Here is a 20,774-nt window from a genome sequence, read left to right as displayed (position 1 = left end):
GCCTCAGGCGCCCGCGAGCCAGGGGGTCCGCGCCGCGCGCTCGGCCTCGAAGTCCGCGATCGCGTCGGCCTTCTCCATCGTCAGGCCGATCTCGTCGAGGCCATGGATCAGCGAGTGCTTGCGGAAGGGGTCGACCTCGAAGGCGATCGTGTCTCCGTCCGGGCCGGTGATCACCTGCTCCTCGAGATCCACGGTGATCGTCGCATTGGCGCCGCGCTCGGCGTCGTCCATCAGCTTGTCGACATCCTCCTGCGGCAGGACGATCGGCAGGATGCCGTTCTTGAAGCAGTTGTTGAAGAAGATGTCGGCGAAGCTGGGCGCGATGATGCAGCGGATGCCGAAATCCATCAGCGCCCAGGGCGCGTGCTCGCGGCTCGAGCCGCAGCCGAAATTGGCGCCGGCGATCAGGATCTTCGCTTCGCGATAGGCCGGCGTGTTGAGCAGGAAATGCTCGATCTCCTCGCCCTCGTCGTCATAGCGCATCTCGTGGAACAGGCTCTTGCCAAGGCCGGTGCGCTTGATCGTCTTGAGGAACTGCTTGGGGATGATCATGTCGGTATCGACATTGATCAGCGGCAGCGGCGCGGCGACACCGGTCAGCTTGGTGAACTTTTCCATCAGCGGTCTCCTCTTCGGGCGTGTGGAGGGTAAAGCACGGCGCGCGCGCCGCATCAAGCGTCAGCCTGCCTGGTTCCGGGCGGCACGGGGCGCATTCCGCCGCCCGAGGCAATGAATCGCGCGCCGAAGAGTGCAATCCAGCCGGTGCAAAAGAGGTCGTCGAACTGGCGGCCCTGGGCCGCGCGGTCGCGGATGCGTTGCGTCACCTCGGCCGGTGGCGGGACCGCCTCGATATCGCGGGCAATCTTCTCCATGTCGAGGATCTCGGCCACCTCGGGCAGCCGGCCGAGCCTGCGCGCCAGTCCGGCAAGGCATGTGCGGTTCTCGGCGAGCCAGAGCGCCTCGGTCCCGTCGTCGAGCAGCTTGTCGGGAGCGAGCCGAACCTCGTCGGGCAGGAGCCCCGCCATCGCCGCGCGCATCGGCCAGCGGGCGATTCCATCCCGGCACCAGAAGAGCGCGGGCGCGCGCGTCGTGAAGTCGAGGAGCTCGGGATCCAGCAGGGGGTAGACGTAGCGCAGGCCATGCTCGGCCGCCTTGATGGCACGGGCTTCGAGGCCGGCCTGGTAGTGGTTCGACTCGAGGAACGGGCGCGGCCCGTCGGACCGGAGCAAGCGCGCCGGAACGAAGCCGCGCCCCCCGGGTGCAACGAACTCGGCGCCCGGCGGGACGTAACCGGCGCGGCCGATGCTCCCGAGGGTTGCGCTGAGGAGCCGGCGCGGCACGACGGCGCGCATCACCTCGACAACGAGGCGGCGGATCGCGCGGCTGCCCTCGCGCCGCGCGTCCCGGGCGACGGCGGCCAGGCACGCGCCGATCAGCCCGCGGCCAAGCGCATCGGCATATCTGCCGCTGCCATGACCGCTGGCGCCCTCGTCGCCGCCGAGACCGCAGAGCAGCCGGTCGGCGCCGAGGGCAGCGGCCTGTGCGAGGATCTCGCTGTCGCCCCCGTCGAGGTCGCCCGCGAAGCAGACGCCGGGCACCGGCGGTGCATCGAACACGGCCGCGATGTAATCGGTCGGCACCAGCCGAAGCGGTATCCCCGCCTCGCGCGCGACCGATGTCGCAAGACCGGTCTGATCGGGTGCGCCCAGATGGGCGCGCGTCTGCGCGGTGGCGCGGCAAAACCCCGTGATCGCGCGCCCCGATCCGGCGAGCCGGCGGGCGGCGGTCGCGCCAATCGCGGCGCTGTCGAGCCCGCCGCTGAGCAGCGTCGCGACCGGCCCCTCGTCCGGCAGGCAGCGCGCCACCGCGCGCTCGATCAGAATGCGCAGCTCGGACTGAAGCGCATCCGGGGAGGCGGGCCTGATCGTCGGCTGGCGGGCGAGCCGCCAGTAGCGCACGCACCGCTCGCGCCCATCCGAGACGCGCAGAACATGGCCGGCCGGCACCCGTCGGATCGCGCGCAGATGCGTCTGCTGCACGGCCGGGGCCGGTCCGCACAGCCATCGGATCAGTTCCCGGGGGTCGGTGTCGGCCTCGGCGCAACCCGCCTCGACAAGGGCGCGGGGCAGCGATGCGAATGCGATGCCGCCCGAGTGCATGCGCGCGAGGAACAAGGGTCGGATGCCGATCCGGTCGCGTGCCAGGACGAGTTCGCCGCGCGCCGGGAACCAGGCGGCGATCGCGAAATCGCCCGCAAGGCGGTCGGGGAAACGATCCGGGTTGTCGAGGGCCGTGGCGAGGGCGAGATCGGCCTCGTCGGTCCCAAGCCCGGGCGATGCCGCATGGTCGCCGGCGCCGGTCAGTCTCAGATCGCCTGCAATCAGCGCCCCGCCCTTGCCCCGCGCGATCCTTGGCGCCGGGCCGATGCCGCTTGCGTGCCGGCGGACGACGCCCAGCCGGCACTTCCCGTCATGTGCGATGCTGTATCCGGACCCGCGGGTCGTGAGGCTGTGTCGCAAGCGGTCGAAGACCAATGCCGCGTGCTCTTCGGACGCCGAGAGCACGCCGAAGATCAGGTCGACCATTGGCGGTGGGTCAGCTTCCGCGCGCGGCGCGCGTCACGAGAAACGGCCGTTCTGCTGGGTCTGCTCGCTGTGGTTCGAGGACTTGGCAGCGGTCGAGGAAAGCGGGATGACATGAAGGGTTGGAGGGGTCCATGCCTTGCGGCCGGCCGTCGGCTGTTCTCTGCAAGAGGCGTCCATGTGTCTTCCACCTTCACGTGTCCGCGCGAACCGGTCCCCTGCCCCCAAGGAACTACAGCGGGTCGCGCCGAAACATTGTCATGAACTATAAGTCGGATTGTTTGCCCGGAAAATTGGGCAGATTGAAGGCGAGAGGCGCGTGCCTGCCGGGATGGCAGGCACGCTGCAGGTCAGGCAATCTCGCGCACATCCGTGAGCCGGCCCGTGATCGCCGCCGCCGCCGCCATGGCGGGGCTCATCAGGTGCGTGCGGCCCTTGTAGCCCTGCCGCCCCTCGAAGTTGCGGTTCGAGGTCGAGGCGCAGCGCTCGCCCGGCGCCAGCTGATCGGGGTTCATGCCGAGGCACATCGAGCAGCCGGCCATGCGCCAGTCGAAGCCTGCCTCGATCAGCTTCTGGGCGATGCCCTCTTCCTCGGCCTGGGCGCGGACGAGGCCCGAGCCCGGCACGATCATGGCGCGCAGGCCGTCCTTGACCTTGTGGCCTTCCATCACGCGGGCGACCTCGCGCAGATCCTCGATCCGGCCATTGGTGCAGGACCCGATGAAGACCGTGTCGATCTCGACGTCCTGAAGCCGCATGCCGGGGGTCAGCCCCATGTAATCGAGCGCACGGCGTGCGGCCTCGACCTTGCCGCCCTTGAAGTCCTCGGGGTGCGGGACCGTCGAGGTGATCGGCAGCACGTCCTCGGGGCTGGTGCCCCAGGTCACGACCGGCGCGATCTTCTCGGCCGCGAGCGTCAGGACGCGGTCGTAATGCGCGCCCTCGTCGGTGAAGAGCGTGCGCCAGTAGGCCACGGCCTTCTCCCAGTCCTCGCCCTTCGGCGAGCGCGGGCGCCCCTTGAGATAGGCGAAGGTCTTCTCGTCGGGCGCGATCAGGCCGGCGCGGGCGCCACCCTCGATCGCCATGTTGCAGACCGTCATACGGCCTTCCATCGAGAGCGCCTCGATCGCCTCGCCGCAATACTCGATCACGTGGCCGGTGCCGCCGGCGGTGCCGGTCTCGCCGATGATCGAGAGGGTGACGTCCTTGGCGGTCACGCCGACCGGCAGGGTGCCGGTGACCTCGACCTTCATGTTCTTGGATTTCTTCTGGATCAGCGTCTGGGTCGCGAGGACGTGCTCGACCTCGGACGTGCCGATCCCGTGCGCCAGCGCGCCAAAGGCGCCGTGCGTCGCCGTGTGGCTGTCGCCGCAGACGATGGTCATGCCGGGCTGGGTCAGGCCCTGCTCGGGACCGATGATGTGGACGATCCCCTGGCGGATGTCGGCGACATCGAAGATCTCGACGCCGAAATCCTTGGCGTTCTTGCGCAGCGCCTCGACCTGGATGCGGCTTTGCTCGTCCTCGATGCCGGCGGCGCGGTTCACGTCGGTCGGCACGTTGTGGTCGGGCACGGCAATGGTCGATTCCGGGTGGCGCACGCGGCGCCCGGCCATGCGCAGCCCCTCGAAGGCCTGCGGGCTGGTGACTTCGTGCACGAGGTGACGGTCGATGTAGAGGAGGCACGTGCCGTCCTCGGCCTCGTGAACAACATGCGAGTCCCAGATCTTGTCGTAGAGCGTCTTTGCCATGGGTCTTGGTCCTGAAGCTGCCTGCCGGTCGGGTGGAGTGGCGGGGGATCCCCGTCGCTCAGCCGCCGGCAAGGCCCGTCGCCGCGCACGCGAAGAACCGCCAGGGAAGGCGGGAGCGGTCGCTCGGCGCGAAGTTCATCGAGGCACGGGTCATCATGGCGCGGAACCTAATCCGTCCCGCGCGTTCCGGCAAGCGGCGCCGCGCACCGGGAACGCGGGCGCGGTGCGATCGCGTCAGTCCGACGTGGTCTGCCGTCCGGGACTGGCGAAATCGGCGCGAACGGGCTTCCAGACGCCGACCGCGCTGGAGGCCGAATCTCGCAGCGGCCGCTGAGCTTCGTCGCGACCGGCCGTGCCCGACCCGGCCATCGCCCGGCTGGCCGCCGAGTTGGCGAGCTATCCGGTGCCGCCAGGGGCCCGGCCGCCGGGCGTGTCCGGTCAGGCCGGGGCAGGCATCGCCGTGGCCCTGGAGCTGAAGACCGACGCGGGCGTGCTGCGTTTCATCAGCATGACGACCGTGTTCGGCACGGCGCTCGATCTGGGGCTGGCCGAACTGACGATCGAGACGTTCTTTCCGCTCGACGCCTTCACGCGCGCGGCGCTGTCGGCGTGACACCCGGCCCGAGATCGCGGGCCAGCACCAGCGCGTCCTCGCGCCGCCCGTCGTCGCGGCGGTAGTAGCCGCGCCTGCGTCCGGCCAGGCTGTAGCCCGCGTGGGCGTAGAGCGCGCGCGCCGCCGCATTGCTCTCGGCGACTTCGAGGAACATGCGCGCCGCGCCGGCTGCGCGGGCCTCGGCCTCGGCCACCGCCAGGAGGCGGGCGCCGAGGCCGTGTTTCCGGGCTTCGGGCGTGACGGCGATGCTCAGGAGTTCGGCCTCGTCCAAGGCGACGCGGATCACGGCGCAGCCCGAGGGCGCGGCGACAACCAGGGCGCCGTCGCGGGCGAGATCCGAGACGGCCACGGCATCCCAGGCCTGTTCGGGCGTGTCGAAGCTGGAGCGCAGCAGCGCGGCGATCGCCTCGGCATCCTTCGGATCGAGAGGATGGCGCAGGCGGCGGATGGCCTCGCTCATGCGTCGAGGATCGCCGGAGGGGCCTCGCGCGGCAGGGCCGCATCGGCGTCGCGCAGGTAGAGCGGCGCGGGCGGCTCGCCCGGCGTGCGCGCGGCGCCGAGCGTGGCGATGACGGCGGGATCGGGGAGGCTTGCGGGAAGGATGGACCTCAGTTCCGCGACGTCTCCGATCCGCAGCGCAAGCGGCGGCATCACGGATTCGAGCGCGGCGGTGCTCACCCGCTCGGGCGGGCCAAGCGGTGCGCCGTCGGTCGCGAAGCACTGCACCACTGCCACGTCAGTCCGCAGCGCCAGGGCGACGGCGACGGGGTGGCCATGCGCCTTGTGGCGCGCCTCCGCCGCCAGCGCCTCGAGCCGCGAGACGCCCACGACCTCGCAACCGAGGCCAAGCGCGAGGCCGCGCGCGGCGGCGATGCCCAACCGCAGTCCGGTGAACGAGCCGGGCCCCGTGCAGACCGCGATGCGCGCGATGGCGCCCGGCGCGGCCCTGGCCTCGTCCAGCACGGCATCGATCATCGGGAAGAGTCGCTCGGCGTGGCCCTTGGTCATATCCTCGCGCCGCGACACCACCGACGCGCCCGTGTCGAGCGCCACGGCGCATTGCCCTGCCGATGTGTCGATGGCGAGGAGCAAAGGGGCAGTCGTCGGTTACGGCGAGCCGAGCGCGGCGGGCCGGGCTCAGACCCCGACCGGCCGGACCTCGACCACCTCGGGGATGTAGTGGCGCAGCAGGTTCTCGATGCCGTGCTTGAGCGTCAGCGTCGAGGACGGGCAGCCCGCGCAGGCGCCCTGCATGTGCAGGTAGACGACACCGCGATCGAAGCCGTGGAACGTGATGTCGCCGCCGTCCTGGGCCACCGCCGGGCGCACGCGCGTATCCAGCAACTCCTTGATCTGGCCCACGATCTCGGCGTCCGGCCCGTCATGTGCCGCATGGCCGACGGTCGGTGCCTCGCCCTGCATGACGGGCGCGCCCGAGGCGTAGTGCTCCATGATCGCGCCAAGAATCGCGGGCTTGAGATGCGCCCACTCGGCGTCGCCCTTGGTGACGGTCACGAAATCAGGCCCGAGGAACACGCCGGTGACGCCGTCGACCGAGAAGATCCGCGCCGCCAGCGGCGAGACCTCGGAGCCGTCGCGGCTGGGGAAATCCGCCGAGCCCTGCTGCATCACCGGCTGGCCGGGCAGGAACTTGAGCGTCTGCGGATTGGGCGTCGCTTCGGTCTGGATGAACATAACTGAGGCCTTTCGTCAGGTTGCACTAGAGATGCACCCCGGCGAGACCGAAATCAAGAATGATTCTAAATTACCCGAGCTTTTCCGTCAGTTCGCCGGGCCAGCGCCTGATCCGGTTGCGCAGCGTGATCGCGTAGACGAGCAGGTAGCTATAGAGAAAAAGCTCGTGCATCTCGGCGTCGCGGGGCGAGATATAGGGCAGGTAGCCCGCTTTCCGGCCCGAATCCCAGACCATGTAGAACAGGACGAGATATCCGAGCACATGGCAGCTCCGGCCCGGCAGCACGAAGCTCAGGTGTCCGATGGTCTTGCGCGCGACGCCCCGCGCCAGGGCAAGCGGGATCAGGATGCTGCCGAACAGCACGCCGAGGTTGAGGAGAACGCGCGGCTTGTGATTGAGCCACGAGGTCGTGTTGTGCAGGTTGGTCTCGTCCTGGCGGTTGATCGCGGACCAGCCCTCGGGGGTCTCCCATCCGAAGAAATGCTGTCCCCAGCTGTGCTCCTCGCCCGCGATGTAGAAGCATCCGAGCGCCAGCGCCGCGAGCCACGCCCGCAAGGCCGCGCTGGTTCCGCGCGGCGTCGCCACGAGCGCCTGGACCGCGACGACGCAGGCCGCGAGAGGGATCACGAAATGCGCCAGTTCGATCACGCCCCAGCCCTCGGCGAAGAGACGGCGCCACGTCCAGTCGGGGACGGTGTGATGCAGGACGAGCACCGCAATGGCCGCGGCGAGCGGCAACCACATGCGCCACACGGCCGGGATTTCCTGCCGGTCGTCGGTATAGGTCGAAAGGGTCAGGTGTGGCGCATAGCGCAGCATGGCTGCTCATCCGAAGTTGTGACACTTCAGTGTCGTCCGGATGACGGTTCGATTTCAAGGGAGGTTCACGCGATCGTTCGCGCCCGGACGGGCGCGGATCAGCTGATCTCGTCGATCCGCTGAAGGCTCAGGCCGCCCGGCACCACGGTCACGGGAACGCGCATGCGGCCGCCCAGCTTGGCGACGAGGTGACTGACCAGGGGGCCCGGGCTTTCGCCTTCGCCGGCGCCCAGCACGAGGACGCCGATCTCGGGGTCCTCCTCGATCATCTGCAGCACCTCCTCGGAGCGCTTGCCCTCGCGGATGGCGAACTCGGGCGTGATCCCCGCCAGTTGACGCAGTTCCTCGGCCAGTTCGTTCAGCCGGTCCTCGGCCTGGGCGCGGGCCTCGGCGCGCATCACCTCGGCCACGCCCATCCAGTGCTGGAACTCTTCGGGCTGGATGACGTAGAGCATCAGCACGCCGCCCTCGGTGCGCTGTGCGCGACGCGCGGCGAAGCGCATCGCGTTCTGGCATTCCGGTGTCTCGTCGACGACGACCATGAACTTGCGCACCGGCGGTCTCCCCGGGAGGTTGCCCAAGCGGTCACTCTGTCGGTTCTCTCGGGGCTGCGCAAGCAGCGACGGCCAGCGGCACAGCGGCGTGGCCTGGGGCCGGTCGAGGCCACGAACGCGGCTCGCGGCGCGGACGCATCTCCGCCGGAACGCTCAGTGGGTGCCCGATTTGGGCGTGATTTCGGGCCCCGTGCTCTCGTCGTCGTCGCGATCGGGCATCGCGGGCGGCTCGCCCGGCGTCCCTTCGCGCGCGTCGTCCGCCGAAGCGGCCGCGGGCGGCGTTGCGGGCCGCGTGACGGGGATGGCGCTGGCGCTGGCAAGGCGCGCCTCGGTCCGCGGCGCGTCGATGACACGTCCGCGGAAACCGAGGTCGAGCTGGCGCGCCGCGGCTTCGCGGATCGTTGCCTCGATGTCGGGCTCGCGCCGGACCAGCTTTGCGAAGTCGTCGCGCGAGAGGGTGAGGAGCCGGCCGAAACCCAGCGAGACGACTGCGGTCTGGCGCCGCCTCATCGGGCTGATCAGCGCGATCTCGCCGAAGAATTCGCCGTTCGAGAGCTGCAGCGGCTCGCCTGTGCCGCGCACCTCGACGGCGCCGGACGCGATAAAGAACATCTTGTCGCCGCGGGTTCCCGTCTCGAGGATCACTTCCTCTGGCGCGACCAGATGCGTCCGGAGCCGCCGCGCGATCGCGCGGCGCTGGCGCTTGTCGAGGCCCTGGAAGAGCGGCACCCGCTCGACCAGGTCGCGCGGCTTGAGCGCGAGGTCGAGGCGCGGCGGGCGCGCCAGCGGACGCTCGCGGCGGTCGAGTTCGGCCGCAAGGCTGTCATGCAGCTCCTGCCCGATGATCCCGTCATTCAACAGGCGGGCGAACTGCTGACGCTCGCGCCGGATCGCGGCGCGCAGCAGCAGCAGCCTTTCCATGTCGGCGACATAGGACGGGTATTGCAGGCTGACGGCCTCGATCTCCTCCTCGACCCGCTCGAGGCGGTAGGCGATCAGCGCGCGCAGGTTCCCCGCGGCGTCGTCGCCTATCATCGGGCCGAGGGTGCTCTCGGCGAACCGCACGAGGTCGCGCAGGATCCGTTCGCCCTCGAGCAAGGCGGTCAGCCGGATCTCGATGCGCTGGCGGAGCAGGCCGTCCCACCCGGTGAGCCGGTGAAGGGCCACCGCGACCCGGAACGCGCGGGCCGATCGCAGCTCGCGCTCGAAGGTCTCTTCGTAGCCGTCGCGACCGTCGACGCGCGCGGCGTCGACGAGGCGCTCGGAAAAGAGGCGCATGTAGTTGGTCACGCGCGGGCCGATGGCCCCCTCCTCGAAGGCACGGCGCACCAGGCGCCCCTCCTGCGCACCCAGGATGGCAAGACCGACCCTCAGACGCTCGCCAAAGGGGATCCGCAGCCCTCCGGTCGCGCTCTCGGCCTCGCGCATCTGCGCGGCAAGGGTCTCCTCGACGGCTTCGATCGCCTCGTCCTCGAGCGCGCGCTTGCGGGCAAGGTCGGTGATGACGTTGCGCACGCGCTCGATCGAGCCCGCGACGATGCGCTCGCGGATCGCGAGGTCGGTGGGCGAGAGGCGGTTGAGCCCCAGGTAATGGGTGACGAAGGCCAGGGTCGAGGCGTTGATCACCAGTGTCGTCAACGTGAAGGCCGCGGCGAGCGCGCCGACAATGGGCGCATCGGTGCCGAGGGCGTCGATCTCGGTCAGCGCCAGCGCCAGCACCAAGGTCACCGCCCCGCGCACGCCGCCCCAGAGCACCAGAAGCTTCTGCGGCGTCGTCATGTTCTCGGTCCGGGTGAAGAGTTCGATCACCGGAAGCACCGCGAACAGGATGAGCGCGCGCGCACCGAAGGCGCCGATGTAGACGGCCGGGACCAGCAGCACCATCTCCCAGGTGAGCCCCGAGATCAGTCCGGGCGTCAGGGTGGCCACGAGGAGAAGCACGAAGCCATTGGCCCAGAACCCGATCTGGGTCCACACCGCCCGCACGGTCGCCCAGTTGCCGGGGCCCATCCGCACGAACCCGACCGTGCCCGTGAGCGCGCCCGCGAAGACGACCGCGACGACGCCCGAGACGCCGAGGCCCGCATCTGCGATCAGGTAGGTTCCATAGGCGAGCGCGACGGTCATCGAGGTCTCGGCCACCGCCGAGCGGCCCAGCACCGGGTAGAGACGCGAGGCCACGTAGCCCACGCCGAGCCCGACCACCGCGCCGCCGCCGAAGCTGCGCAGGAACTCGGTCACCGCCATGCCGGGGTCCGGGACGTTGATCTGCGACGCGATCTCCAGCAGCACCGCGAAGATCGCGATGGCAGCCGCATCGTTGAGCAGGCTCTCGCCCTCGAGCAGCACCATCAGGCGGCGTGGCGCGCCGATCTCGCGGAAGGTGGTCACCACCGCGGCGGGATCGGTGGTGGCGACCGCCGCGCCCAGCATCAGGCAGGCGACCAGGCCGAGCGGCGAGACGCCCCAGACCGCGAGGCCGACCCCCGCCGTGGCCACGACCACCGCAAAGACCGCGAGCAGCACCACGGCGGCGAGGTCGTCGATCAGCCGGCGCACATTGATCGCCAGCGCCATCTCGAACAGGAGCGGCGGCAGGAACACGTAGAGCAGCGTGCGGCTGTCGAAGGCGATCGAGCTCAGGAACCACAGATCGAAACTCTCGACGCCGCCTCCCGTGAGCTGGAAGCCGGTCATCAGGGTCACGGTGCCGTAGGTGATGCCGGAGGCCGCGACGATGACCGGAAACGGCAGGCCCAGCGCGCGGGCGATCGGAACGCCCAGCGCGACAAGCGTCATCAGCAGCGCGAACAGCCCAAGGCCGAAGACGATGACATCCATGTGACCAGCCTATCCGGGCTCACCGGTGCGGCGGAAGGGGCCTCGGTACCTGGCGCTGCAATCGCCAGTCGCGGTCACGAGCGGGGAAGGCGCCCGCGAGAGGCGCCCCCGGTCGAGGCGGCGCGCACCCGTCAGTGCGACATGAAGATCGGGACCGGCGCGCCGTGCAGCATGTCGCGCGTCACGCCCCCGAAGATCTGCTCGGTGAGCTTCGAATGGCCATAGCCGCCCATGACGATCATGCCCGCGCCAAAATCCGTGGCGTGGCCCAGGATGCATTCCGCCACCGGCTTGCCCATCGCCGGCAGGCGGTCGACGCTCACCTCGATGCCGTGGCGGGCGATCTGTCGCGCGATGTCGGCGCCGGGCTCGTCCCCGTAACGGCCACCGCCGGCCTTGGGGTCGATCAGGGTCAGGGACACCGCATCGGCCGCCTTGAGGAAGGGCATCGCGTCGTGCACCGCGCGCGCGGCCGTGCGGCCGGCGTCCCAGGCGATTACGATGCGACGGAAGTCGGGCTCGTCCGCGCCGTTGCCGGGCATGATCAGAACCGGGCGTCCCGAGCTGAAGAGGATGCCGTCCAGAATCTCGGAATGAAGTTTCTCGGCATCGCTGTCCGGCATGGGTTGCCCAACGATCCCGAGGTCGCAATAGCGCGCGTTCAGCGCCGCGATCTCCGAGATGCCGCCGACCACGCTGGTATCTCCGCGGCTCGCCGCGCTCAGGCCGGCCGCGGTCACCTTCTCGACCGCCTTTGCGGCGATCTCGTCGGCGAGGCGGCGCATCTCCTGAACCTGCTCCGACCAGACCTCGATCGCGAGTTCCGCGCCCGCGACATAGTTGAAGGGCGGCTCCTCGAGCAGCGCCACCACGTCGAGATGCGCCCCGTGTCTAGATGCAAGCGCAATCGCCCGGGCGAGGCAGTTGTCGGAGCCGGGCATGCCGTCGACGAAGACGGCGGCGGAGCGAAAGGCCATGGGAATTCTCCTCGGATTCTGACCGGACAGCCAAGGCAAGAATGCGCTGCCATCGGGCGCATTCGCGTTGATCCGTGTCAAGCCCGCGTGCTGTCGCCGTCCCGCAGGTCGAGCACGACATGCACCGTTCCCTCGGACGGGCGCGGCATCGCGCGGAAGCCGAGATCGGCGCACATCCGCAGCATGGCCCGATTCTCGGGCAGCACCTCGCCGTAAAGCTCGGCGATGCCGGCGGATCGCGCATATTCGATCAGCCGCGTCATCAGCGCCCAGCCGAGCCCTTTCCCCTTGAGGTCCGAGCGCACGGCGATCGAGTATTCGGCCCTCTCGAAGTCGGCATCGCGCGACAGCCGCGAGACGCCAAGCAGACCGCCATCACCGGGGTCGATCGCAGCGAAGGCCATGGCACGGGCGTAATCGATCTGCGTGAGGGCTGCGATCATGCGCGGGTCGGGGTTCGCGACGCGGCCAAAGAAGCGCAGCCGCAAATCGTCGGGATCCATGCGATCGAAGGCCTCGACATAGAGAGCCGCGTCCTCGGGCCGGATCGGACGGCAGATCACCTGGCTGCCATCGGCGAGGTCGAGCGTGCCTTCCCACTCGGCGGGGTAGGGGTGGATCGCGAGGCGGGAATTGGGAACGCGCTCGTCCAGCCGGTCGGGGTCGATCACCACCTTCGCGTCGAGCGCGATGACGCCCGACGGGCTCGCGATCAGCGGATTGACGTCGAGCTCGCGGATCATCGGCAGGTTGCAGGCGATCTCGCCAAGCCGGATCAGCACGTCGCCGATCGCATCCATGTCGGCTGCCGGGCGGTTGCGATAGCCGCCGAGCAGACGCGCGATCCGCGTGCGCGCGACCAGGTCGGTGGCCAGCAGCGTGTCGAGCGGGGGCAGTGCGACGGCCTTGTCGTTCACCACCTCGACCGAGAGCCCGCCCGCGCCGAACAGCAGCACCGGGCCGAAGCGCGGGTCCTCGGCGATGCCCGCGATCAGCTCGTGCGCGTCCGGGCGGCGCAGCATCTCCTGCACGCTGAGGCCGCTGATGCGGGCCGAGGGTGCGCGCTGTGCTGCCTCGAGCAGAATGCGCGCGGCCGCGACCTCGACCGCGGCGGGGCTGTCGAGGTCGAGGACCACGCCGCCGACATCCGACTTGTGCGCGATATCGTCCGAGAGGATCTTGACGGCGAAGCGCGCGACACCGTCACGGGACAGTGCGCTCGCCGCCTTGCGCGCGCCGGCTGCGTCGGAGGCGGCCAGGGTCCGCACGGTCGGGATGCCCGCCGCACCGATCACCGCCTTGGCCTCGGCCTCGTTGAGCACGCTCGCGCCTCGCCCCGCGGCCTCGCGGATGACCCTGCGCGCGGTATCCCAGTCGGGCTTGCGCCCGTCCGACATCGCGGGCGGCACGCGGCTCAGTCGTTCGAGAAGGCGGTTTCGGCGGGTCAGGTGGCCCCAGGCCCGCACTGCGTCGACCGGCGTCGAGAAGACGGGGATACCGACCTCGTCCAGAGTGGCGCGCGATTCGGCGGCAGCGCGCTCGCCAAGCCAGCTCGCGAGAACCGGCTTGGCCCGTCGCCCCGAGGCACGCTGCGCGCGCGCAGCCTCGGCCACCGCACCCGCGACCTTGCCCGGGCTTGCAAGCGCCGTGGGGGCATGAATCACCAGGACCGCGTCGACCTTCCTGTCGTCGAGGAGTGCCGTCATCGCGGCGCGATACCGCTCGGGGTCGGCGTCGCCGAGGATGTTGACCGGGTTCGCATGCGAGCAGAATGGCGGCAGCAGCGCGCCGATCCGCTCGCATGTCTCGTGCGACAGCGGGGCCAGGCTCTCGCCGAAATCGGCCATCGCGTCGGCGGCGAGCAGGCCCGCGCCGGTGCCGTTGCCGAGAATCGCGAGGCGCTCGCCGCCCGGCGTCACGTGGTGGCCGAGGATCTCGGCCGCGTCGAACATCTCGTCGAGCGATCTGATCCGCAGGATGCCGGCGCGCTCGAGCGCCGCCTCGATCATCTCGTCCGAACCCGCAAGCGCACCGGAATGCAATCTTGCCTGCTGGGCGCGCCGTTGCCGCAGGCCCGCCTTCAGCGCGATCACCGGCTTGATGCGCGCCGCCGCGCGCGCCGCCGACATGAAATGCTGCGCATCGGTGATGCGTTCGAGATAGAGCAGGATCGCGCGGGCATCGATGTCCGCGGCGAGGTGGTCGAGCATGTCGGCGACCGTCACGTCGGTGGTGTCGCCAAGCGAGACGATGTGGCTGAAGCCGATGCCGCGCGCTGCCGCCCAGTCGATCATCGCGCCCACGATGGCGCCCGACTGCGAGACGAAGGCGAGCCGCCCGGCCTGGGGCTCGAGATGCGCGAAGGACGCGTTGAGGCCGAGCCGCGGCCGGATCAGCCCGATGGAGTTGGCGCCGAGGATGCGGACACCGTGGTGGCGCGCGGCCGCGAGCATGTCATCGCGAAGGCCCGACTCGGCGGTCATGCCGGCCGAGATCACGACCGCGGCGCGACCGCCGGCGGCGCCGAACTCCTCGATGATGCCGGGCACGGTCGCGGCGGGGGTGACGATGATTGCAAGCTCGGGGACAGGGTCGAGCTTGCTCACCGAGGCCACGGCCGGCCGCCCCAGCACCGTGCGGTGCTTCAGGTTCACGGGGTGCACGTCACCCTCGAAGCCGCCGCGGAGGATGCTCTCTAAGATGACGCGGCCCGGCGCCAGGTCGCGCTCGGTCGCGCCGATCACCGCGACGCCCGAGGGCGAGAAGAACGCGTCGAGGCCTCGGACACTCATGAGATCAGCCTGTCCCTCTGCGCCGTCGCGTCGGTTGCCGCCCGCGGCACCGGGCGTGCCGGTCGCCGCGGAGCGGTGAAGGGGCGTGCCCGGCTGTCGTTTCCGGCGCCGGGCAGAACCGCGTGTGCCACGGTCTCGTCGTCAGGCGGGGGGAGTCAATGGGTGGCGATGGTCTTCTCGGCCTTGGCGCGAGGGCGCCGTTCCCGTGCAGCGTCGCGCCCGGACGGCGCCGTCACGGCTGCGGGGGCGCACGGCGTCGATGCCCCTGCCGCCGCGGGATCGCGCCAGGTCTGCCAGTAGTGGCGATGGTTCCGGACACGCTCGACGATCTCGCGCGCCGCGGCGCGCTGGCCCCTGGGGTCGAAGAGCGAGCCGCGCATCTGGATCCAGGCCGCGGCGGCGCGCGACCAGGCGTCGAACAGCTCGGGATCGGGGCGCTGGGGCGCGGTCCAGAACTGGTCGAGCGGGCCGCGATGCGTGAGGCCCTCGATGTCATAGACCGCGTCGCCCATGACCCGGACCGGGCAACCGACCGAGAGCGCCAGCACGCCGCTCGTCGAATTCGTCGTGATGACGCCATGGGCGGCCTGGGTCATCGCCGTCAGGTTGCCGCCCCGGATCGTCGCCACCCGGCCGGCCACGCCGGCCCGGCTGGCGATCCGCGCGGCCACCTTGCCCCAGTTGATGAGCCCGGGGTCGAAGGGATGGACCTTGATCACCAGCCGCATGTCCCCGGGCGCGCTGCGCGCGAAGGAGGTGATCACTTCCTCGAGCATCTCGCGCTGGCTGGTGTAATCGCTCGACGCGCGGATCTGGTAGTCGGTCTCGAGTTGCAGGGCGACGAGCACCGAGGGCGTCTTGCCGGCGACGAAGTCGCGCTCGACCCGCCGTGCGTGCCGGCGCACCTTGCGGCTGTTCCAGATCCGCGGCAGCCAGCCAAGATACTCGACCACGGGCCATACCGCCTTGTCGCTGAAATAGCGCGGGAAGGCGACGCGGCCGAAGACCTGGGCGAGATTGAACGTGACCTCGCAAAATGCCTCGACGGCAAAGGGATGGCCAAAGGCCGGCTTGCGCGACGGCGCCTCGGGGTGTTTTTCCGCCGCCTCGGCGGCAAGGTAGCGCAATGTCTCGGGGTCGCGGGTGAAGCGCGAATGGCGTCCCATCGCGAAGGGCTCGAGCGTGATCCAGTTGGGGCGGAGATAGCCGTTCTCGACCGCCCAGACCCTCAGCCCCTCGCGCCGAAGGGCGATGCGCTGCGCCGCCTGGTGATAGGGCAGGCGATCCCCGAAATAGAGGATGTCGGTGACACCTTCCCTTTCGACGAGAGCCTCGAGCCAGTGCTCCCAGTCCTCGAGCCGCCCGCGATAGTTCAGGCGCTTGCCGCCCGCGCGCCAGAACAGCCAGTCGCCAAGCGCGAGGTTGACGTGGATCAGGCGCATCCCTGCCGCCGTGAAGGTCGAGCCGAGCACCGACCAGAAGCCCGATGCAGGGCCCTGGAGCATCAGCACGGTCTGCTCTCGGGCGGATCCGGGGCCGGCCTGGAGCGAAGGCGTGCCCGCCAGCGCGCCGTCGGGATCGGGCACCTTGCGCACGCGCTGGCTTCGTGAATCCAGGGGATGCAGCTGATTCATCTAGTCTCTATGCTCCTGCCCTGGACGGTCGGCACGGAAGAGGCGGGGATGCCGGAGTTTCGACGAGCATGGGCCACCCGAGCGACCGGACGATGCCCGGTTCAGGGACAGCGCATTGACGGCCACGAATGCGCGCCACCCGGTGCACGGGGCGTGAGATGAGCGGCAAGTGGCGCGCGATCGTGCTGACCGGCGCGTCCGGCGGGATCGGGCGCGAGCTGGCGATTGCCTTTGCCGCGCCCGGTGTCACGATGCTTCTCGTTGGCCGCGACCGTGCACGGCTGGACGGCGCGGCGCTGGCGGCCCGCGAGCGGGGCGCGAAGGTCGAGACGGCCGTGCTCGACGTGACCGACGCCGAGGCGCTGGCGGGCCGCCTGGCCGCCTTCGACGCGGCGCATGCGGTCGATCTTGTCGTGGCGAATGCCGGCGTGTCGGCCGGGCGCGCGCCGGGTGGCGCCATCGAGCCGCCCGGCACGATGCGCAGGCTGGTCGAGATCAACCTGATGGGCGCGGTCAATACCGTCGAGCCGCTGATCCCCGCGATGGTCGCGCGCGGCGCAGGCCGGATCGCGCTGGTATCCTCGCTCGCCGGTTTGCGGCCCCTGCCGGACATGCCCGCATACTCCGCGACCAAGGCTGCGCTGAGGGCGTGGGGCACGAGCCTGCGCGGCGCGCTGGCGCCCAGGGGCGTGGGCGTGAGCGTCATCTCGCCGGGCTTCGTCACGACGCCGATGGCGCAACGCCACCGCGGGCCGAAGCCCTTCGAGATGGATGCGGCCCGCGCGGCGCGGATCATCTCCCGCGGGCTCGAGCGCGGCAGGCCGCTGATCACCTTTCCCCTGCCGCTTGCGGCCATGGTCTGGCTCGGGAACCGCCTGCCGCCGGTCCTCTCGGATCTCGCGATCCGCGCCTTCGGCGCCGAGATCCTTCCGGAGGGTGACGAGGGCGACGACGGCGGCCGGGACGGGCTGTGAGCCAGCACCATCAACTCAGGCCTTCAACGCTTCGAGGCGGCGGTCGGCCTCGGGTATGATGCGCGCGAGGGTTTCGACCGCCCGGTCGATCTGCTCGGGGCGGTGCTCGGACGTCAGGAAGAATCGCAGGCGGGCGAGCTTTTCGGGCACCGCGGGGTAGATGATCGGCAAGGCGCTGATCCCGGCCTCGTGCAGCAGGTGCGAGGCAAGCCCCGCGCGCATCGAGTGGCCAAGGATGACCGGTGTGACGGCGCTGCCCTGGCTGAGCCCGGTATCGAGCCCCGTGGCCTTCGCCGCGGCAAGGAATCGCTGGCCATTGGCCTGCAGGCGCGCGACCCGCTCGGGCTCGCGCAGCATGATCTCGAGCGCCTTGGCCGCCGCCGCGGCAAGTGGGGATGCCAGCCCGACCGAGTAGACGAAGCCGGGTGCGTTGAAGCGCAGGATGTCGATCAGCGACTGGGCCCCGGCAATGTAGCCGCCGCAGGCGCCAAGCGTCTTGGACAGCGTGCCCATCCAGATCTCGACGCCACGCGGGTCGATGCCCTGGGCCTCGGCGATGCCCCGGCCGGTGGGGCCGAGAACGCCGAGCCCATGCGCCTCGTCGACCATCAGCCAGGCTCCGTGGCGGTTCTTGATCTCGATCAGGCGGCCCAGGTCGGGGCTGTCGCCATCCATCGAGTAGAGCCCCTCGACCACGATCAGGACATTGCGGTGATCGGCCCGGGCCTGGCCCAGCCGCTCGTCCAGCCAGTCGTAGTCGTTGTGCGGGAAGGTCAGGCGCTGGGCGCCGGACAGTTTCGCGCCCTCGGTGATCGAGTTGTGCGAGAGCTGATCCATCATGATCAGGTCCTCGCGGCCCAGAAGCGTGGCGATCGTCGTGACGTTGGTCGCGTGGCCCGAGACGAAGGTCAGCGCGCTCTCGACGCCATAGACGCGGGCGAGCGCATCCTCGAGCGCGCGGTGTGCCGGGCGCTCGCCGCCCACCAGCCTGCTGGCGCAGGCCGAGATCCCGTGCCGGTGCATCGCTTCGGTCGCGGCGGCGACGACCTCGGGATGGCCGTTGAGACCGAGGTAGTTGTAGGAGGCGAAGTTGAGCCGAGGCGCGCCGTCGATCCGCAGTTCGGGCTCGGGCGCGCCTTCGTGGATCCGAAAGAAGGGCGAACTCATCCCCAGCACGTCCGCGACCGCGCGATGCAGCGCCATGGCCTGGTGCTGGGGCAACTGGCTGAAGTCGAAGCTTTCCGCCGCCTCGGCCGGCTCGGCCGGGGCGCCGGCAGCGGTCGCGTCGCGTTGCCCCGAACGCGTCCTGTGCGCCGCCCGAAGCTGGCCGATCAGGGCGGCGCGCGCGTCGCTCATTTCGCCCCCGCGATGCGCTCGGCGCGGGCCCGGATCTCCTCGGCGGCGCGATCGGAGACCTCGGTGTCGCCGTGCTGGGCGCGAAGGCGGTCGACCGTTGCCTCGGCGTCGGTGTCGGTATCATCGGAGGCGCCGCCGGCGCGGAGCCGCTCGAGCACGCGTCCCGACAGGTCGGCGAGGCTCATCTGGTCGCCAAGCGTCGTGATCGGCAGGCTGATCCCAAGCTCTTCTTCGGCCGACATCTTGAGATCGACGGCCATCAGGCTGTCAAAGCCGAGGCTGGCCAGCGGACGGTGCGGGTCGATCGAGGCCTCGGGCTGGCGCAGGATGCGGGCGCATTCGGCGGTCAGCGCCTCGACGATCCGGGCGCGTGCGGCCGTGTCGTCGAGGCCCGCGATCTCGGCCACGAAGTCGCGCCGCGCGGTGCCGGCACCCCGGCGCGTGCGATCGACGCGCTCGAAGAGCGGCGTGTCGATCAGCGGAAGATCGCCGGCAAGGCTGGACCAGCGCATCGGCGCGTAGCGCACGACCGGACCGGCCTCGGGGTCCGCGAGCAGCGCGCCGAGACCTTCGAGCGCATCGTTCGCCGCGAGCAGCGCCCCGTCGAGGCGGCGCTCGATGAAGGCGCGCTGCGCTTCGGCCCGCGCGAGATAGCCCTGGTCCGAGATCGGTCCCCAGGCGATGGCGAGCCCCGGAAGGCCCTCGGCGCGGCGGTTCGCGGCGATGGCCTCGATCGCCGCGTTCGCCGCGACATAGGCCGCCTGCCCGGGATTGCCGAACGCGACCGAGATCGAGCTGTAGAGCACGAAATGCCGTGGCGCGAGGGGCCGCACCAGACGGTCGAGCAGGGCCGCCGCCTCGACCTTGGGGCGCATGACCTTGGCGACGCGCTCTGGCGACAGCTCGGCGAAGGGGGCGTCGTCGAGCACCATGGCGGCGTGGATCACGCCTTCGAGCGGGCTGCCCTCGGCGCGGATGCGGGCGATCAGCGTCTCCATCGCCTCGCGGTCGCAGGCATCGACGGCCAGGGGCTCGACACGTGCGCCGAGCGCCGAGATCTTGGCGATCGCGCCTTCGCTGCCGGGTTGCGGCACGCCCTTGCGGCTGGTCAGCCACAGCCGCCGGGCGCCTTGCCGCGCGAGCCAAAGCGCGGTCGCGAGGCCGAAGCCGCCAAGGCCGCCGACGATGAGCCAGCTGCCCTTGCCCGAGACGGCCTCGCGCGGCGGCGGGGCCGTGCGCTGCGGCGGCTTCGCGGGCCGGATCACGATCTTGCCGACATGGTCGGACCGCTGCATGAGCCGGAAGGCATCGGCTGCCTCGCCCGGCTCGAAGACCTGAACGGGTGGCGGCGTAAGCTTGCCCGAAGCGAAGCCGCGCATGAGCTCGGTGAAGATCCGGCTGGTGAGCGCAGGCCGGGCCTGTACGAGCTGGTCCGCATCGACCCCGAAATAGCTGAGATTGCGCCGGAAGGGCCTGAGGCCGAGGCGCGTGTTGGTGACGTAGTCCTGCTTGCCAAGCTCGACGAACCGGCCGAAGGGCGCGAGACAGTCGACCGAGCGCTGCATCGCCTCGCCGGCCAGCGAGTTCAGCACGACATCGACGCCACGACCGCCGGTGGCTGCGCGTACCTGCTCGGCGAACGCGTGGCTGCGGCTGTCGAACACTGCCTCGGCGCCCATCAGGGTGACCAGCTTGCGCTTGGCCGGCCGCCCCGCCGTGGCGAAGACCCGGGCCCCGCGCATTCGCGCGACCTGGATTGCCGCGAGGCCGACGCCGCCGGCGGCACCATGGATCAGCACGCTCTCGCCCTCCGAGAGCCCTGCGAGTTCCACGAGGCCGTAATGCGCGGTCAGGAATATGGCAGGCAGCCCCGCCGCCGCTTCGAGCGAGACACCCTCTGGCAGCGCGGCGGCAAAGGTCGCGTCCAGGGTGACGTGGCTCGCGAAGGCCGCGGGCGCAAAGGCGACGACCCGGGTGCCGGCGTCGAAGCCCGACGCCTTGCCGGCGCGGGTGACGATGCCCGCGCATTCCATGCCGAGGGTCGGGCCGGCAAAACCGTCCTCGAGTGCCTCGGGCGGCAGCAGGCGTTGCGCCCACATCAGGTCGCGGAAGTTCAACCCTGTCGCTGCAACCTCGATCTCGACCTCGTGGTCGGCCGGGGCGCGGCGCATGCCGGAGGCCCAGT

General features: G+C 70.5%; 16 protein-coding genes. 2 read left to right on the top strand and 14 right to left on the bottom strand.

Translation table 11 applies throughout. The annotated features are described in order from the left end of the window. Positions 1-3: 3 nt before the first annotated feature. The 3 genes from leuD to leuC form a co-directional block, all read right to left on the bottom strand. The gene (gene leuD / locus H0I76_RS12445) at positions 4-618 is read right to left on the bottom strand and encodes a 3-isopropylmalate dehydratase small subunit (RefSeq protein WP_200610270.1); all 615 of its coding nucleotides are present in this window, start codon (positions 616-618) and stop codon (positions 4-6) included. A gap of 53 nt (positions 619-671) precedes the next feature. Next, on the bottom strand, positions 672-2,585 hold the full coding sequence (locus H0I76_RS12440; protein ID WP_200610269.1) for an asparagine synthase-related protein: 1,914 nt from the start codon (positions 2,583-2,585) through the stop codon (positions 672-674). A 347-nt stretch (positions 2,586-2,932) separates the two neighbouring features. Continuing rightward, positions 2,933-4,333 carry a 3-isopropylmalate dehydratase large subunit gene (gene leuC, locus H0I76_RS12435; RefSeq protein ID WP_200610268.1) on the bottom strand — a complete coding sequence of 467 codons (1,401 nt, stop codon included), beginning with the start codon at positions 4,331-4,333 and terminating at the stop codon, positions 2,933-2,935. 352 nt (positions 4,334-4,685) lie between these two features. On the opposite strand from leuC, the gene H0I76_RS12430 reads away from it, so the two are divergent. After that, positions 4,686-4,946, top strand: coding sequence for a hypothetical protein (locus H0I76_RS12430; protein WP_200610267.1), 261 nt, complete (start codon positions 4,686-4,688; stop codon positions 4,944-4,946). Here H0I76_RS12430 and H0I76_RS12425 read toward each other — a convergent pair. From H0I76_RS12425 to H0I76_RS12385, 9 genes are all read right to left on the bottom strand, one after another. Further along, on the bottom strand, positions 4,921-5,406 hold the full coding sequence (locus H0I76_RS12425; RefSeq protein WP_200610266.1) for a GNAT family N-acetyltransferase: 486 nt from the start codon (positions 5,404-5,406) through the stop codon (positions 4,921-4,923). The two genes, H0I76_RS12430 and H0I76_RS12425, sit on opposite strands and share 26 nt — an antisense overlap. Beyond that, complete coding sequence (gene tsaB, locus H0I76_RS12420; protein ID WP_200610265.1) at positions 5,403-6,038, bottom strand: tRNA (adenosine(37)-N6)-threonylcarbamoyltransferase complex dimerization subunit type 1 TsaB; 636 nt, start codon at positions 6,036-6,038, stop codon at positions 5,403-5,405. The genes H0I76_RS12425 and tsaB overlap by 4 nt, the downstream gene beginning before the upstream one ends. A 45-nt stretch (positions 6,039-6,083) precedes the next feature. After that, positions 6,084-6,641 (bottom strand): NifU family protein, encoded by a 558-nt coding sequence (locus tag H0I76_RS12415; RefSeq protein WP_200610264.1) that lies wholly within the window; start codon positions 6,639-6,641, stop codon positions 6,084-6,086. A gap of 70 nt (positions 6,642-6,711) precedes the next feature. Further along, positions 6,712-7,461 (bottom strand): hypothetical protein, encoded by a 750-nt coding sequence (locus tag H0I76_RS12410; RefSeq protein ID WP_200610262.1) that lies wholly within the window; start codon positions 7,459-7,461, stop codon positions 6,712-6,714. Positions 7,462-7,559: 98 nt separating this feature from the next. Next, positions 7,560-8,015: a universal stress protein gene (locus tag H0I76_RS12405; RefSeq protein ID WP_200610260.1), complete on the bottom strand. Its 456-nt coding sequence runs from the start codon at positions 8,013-8,015 to the stop codon at positions 7,560-7,562. Positions 8,016-8,168: 153 nt separating this feature from the next. Then, a complete protein-coding gene (locus tag H0I76_RS12400; protein ID WP_200610258.1) occupies positions 8,169-10,856 on the bottom strand; it encodes a cation:proton antiporter in 2,688 nt (895 codons plus the stop codon). 131 nt (positions 10,857-10,987) lie between these two features. Then, positions 10,988-11,833: a universal stress protein gene (locus H0I76_RS12395; RefSeq protein ID WP_200610256.1), complete on the bottom strand. Its 846-nt coding sequence runs from the start codon at positions 11,831-11,833 to the stop codon at positions 10,988-10,990. Between the two features lie 77 nt (positions 11,834-11,910). After that, complete coding sequence (locus H0I76_RS12390) at positions 11,911-14,625, bottom strand: bifunctional acetate--CoA ligase family protein/GNAT family N-acetyltransferase (protein ID WP_200610254.1); 2,715 nt, start codon at positions 14,623-14,625, stop codon at positions 11,911-11,913. Positions 14,626-14,780: 155 nt separating this feature from the next. Then, positions 14,781-16,259: a capsule biosynthesis protein gene (locus H0I76_RS12385; protein ID WP_200610252.1), complete on the bottom strand. Its 1,479-nt coding sequence runs from the start codon at positions 16,257-16,259 to the stop codon at positions 14,781-14,783. A gap of 158 nt (positions 16,260-16,417) precedes the next feature. On the opposite strand from H0I76_RS12385, the gene H0I76_RS12380 reads away from it, so the two are divergent. Next, positions 16,418-17,233 carry an SDR family NAD(P)-dependent oxidoreductase gene (locus H0I76_RS12380; RefSeq protein ID WP_200610243.1) on the top strand — a complete coding sequence of 272 codons (816 nt, stop codon included), beginning with the start codon at positions 16,418-16,420 and terminating at the stop codon, positions 17,231-17,233. A 15-nt stretch (positions 17,234-17,248) separates the two neighbouring features. Here the strand turns inward: H0I76_RS12380 and H0I76_RS12375 are convergent, their stop codons facing one another. Together H0I76_RS12375 and H0I76_RS12370 are read right to left on the bottom strand one after the other, a co-directional pair. Continuing rightward, positions 17,249-18,589: an aminotransferase class I/II-fold pyridoxal phosphate-dependent enzyme gene (locus H0I76_RS12375; protein WP_200610241.1), complete on the bottom strand. Its 1,341-nt coding sequence runs from the start codon at positions 18,587-18,589 to the stop codon at positions 17,249-17,251. Then, positions 18,586-20,760, bottom strand: coding sequence for a type I polyketide synthase (locus tag H0I76_RS12370; RefSeq protein ID WP_407704272.1), 2,175 nt, complete (start codon positions 20,758-20,760; stop codon positions 18,586-18,588). The genes H0I76_RS12375 and H0I76_RS12370 overlap by 4 nt, the downstream gene beginning before the upstream one ends. Between the last annotated feature and the right edge of the window lie 14 nt (positions 20,761-20,774).

The organism is Thermohalobaculum xanthum (assembly GCF_016623495.1).
In the GTDB taxonomy this organism is placed as follows: Bacteria; Pseudomonadota; Alphaproteobacteria; order Rhodobacterales; family Rhodobacteraceae; genus Thermohalobaculum; species Thermohalobaculum xanthum.
The sequence above is the reverse complement of the archived record's forward strand: the minus strand, read 5'-3'. Positions and strand labels throughout refer to the sequence as shown.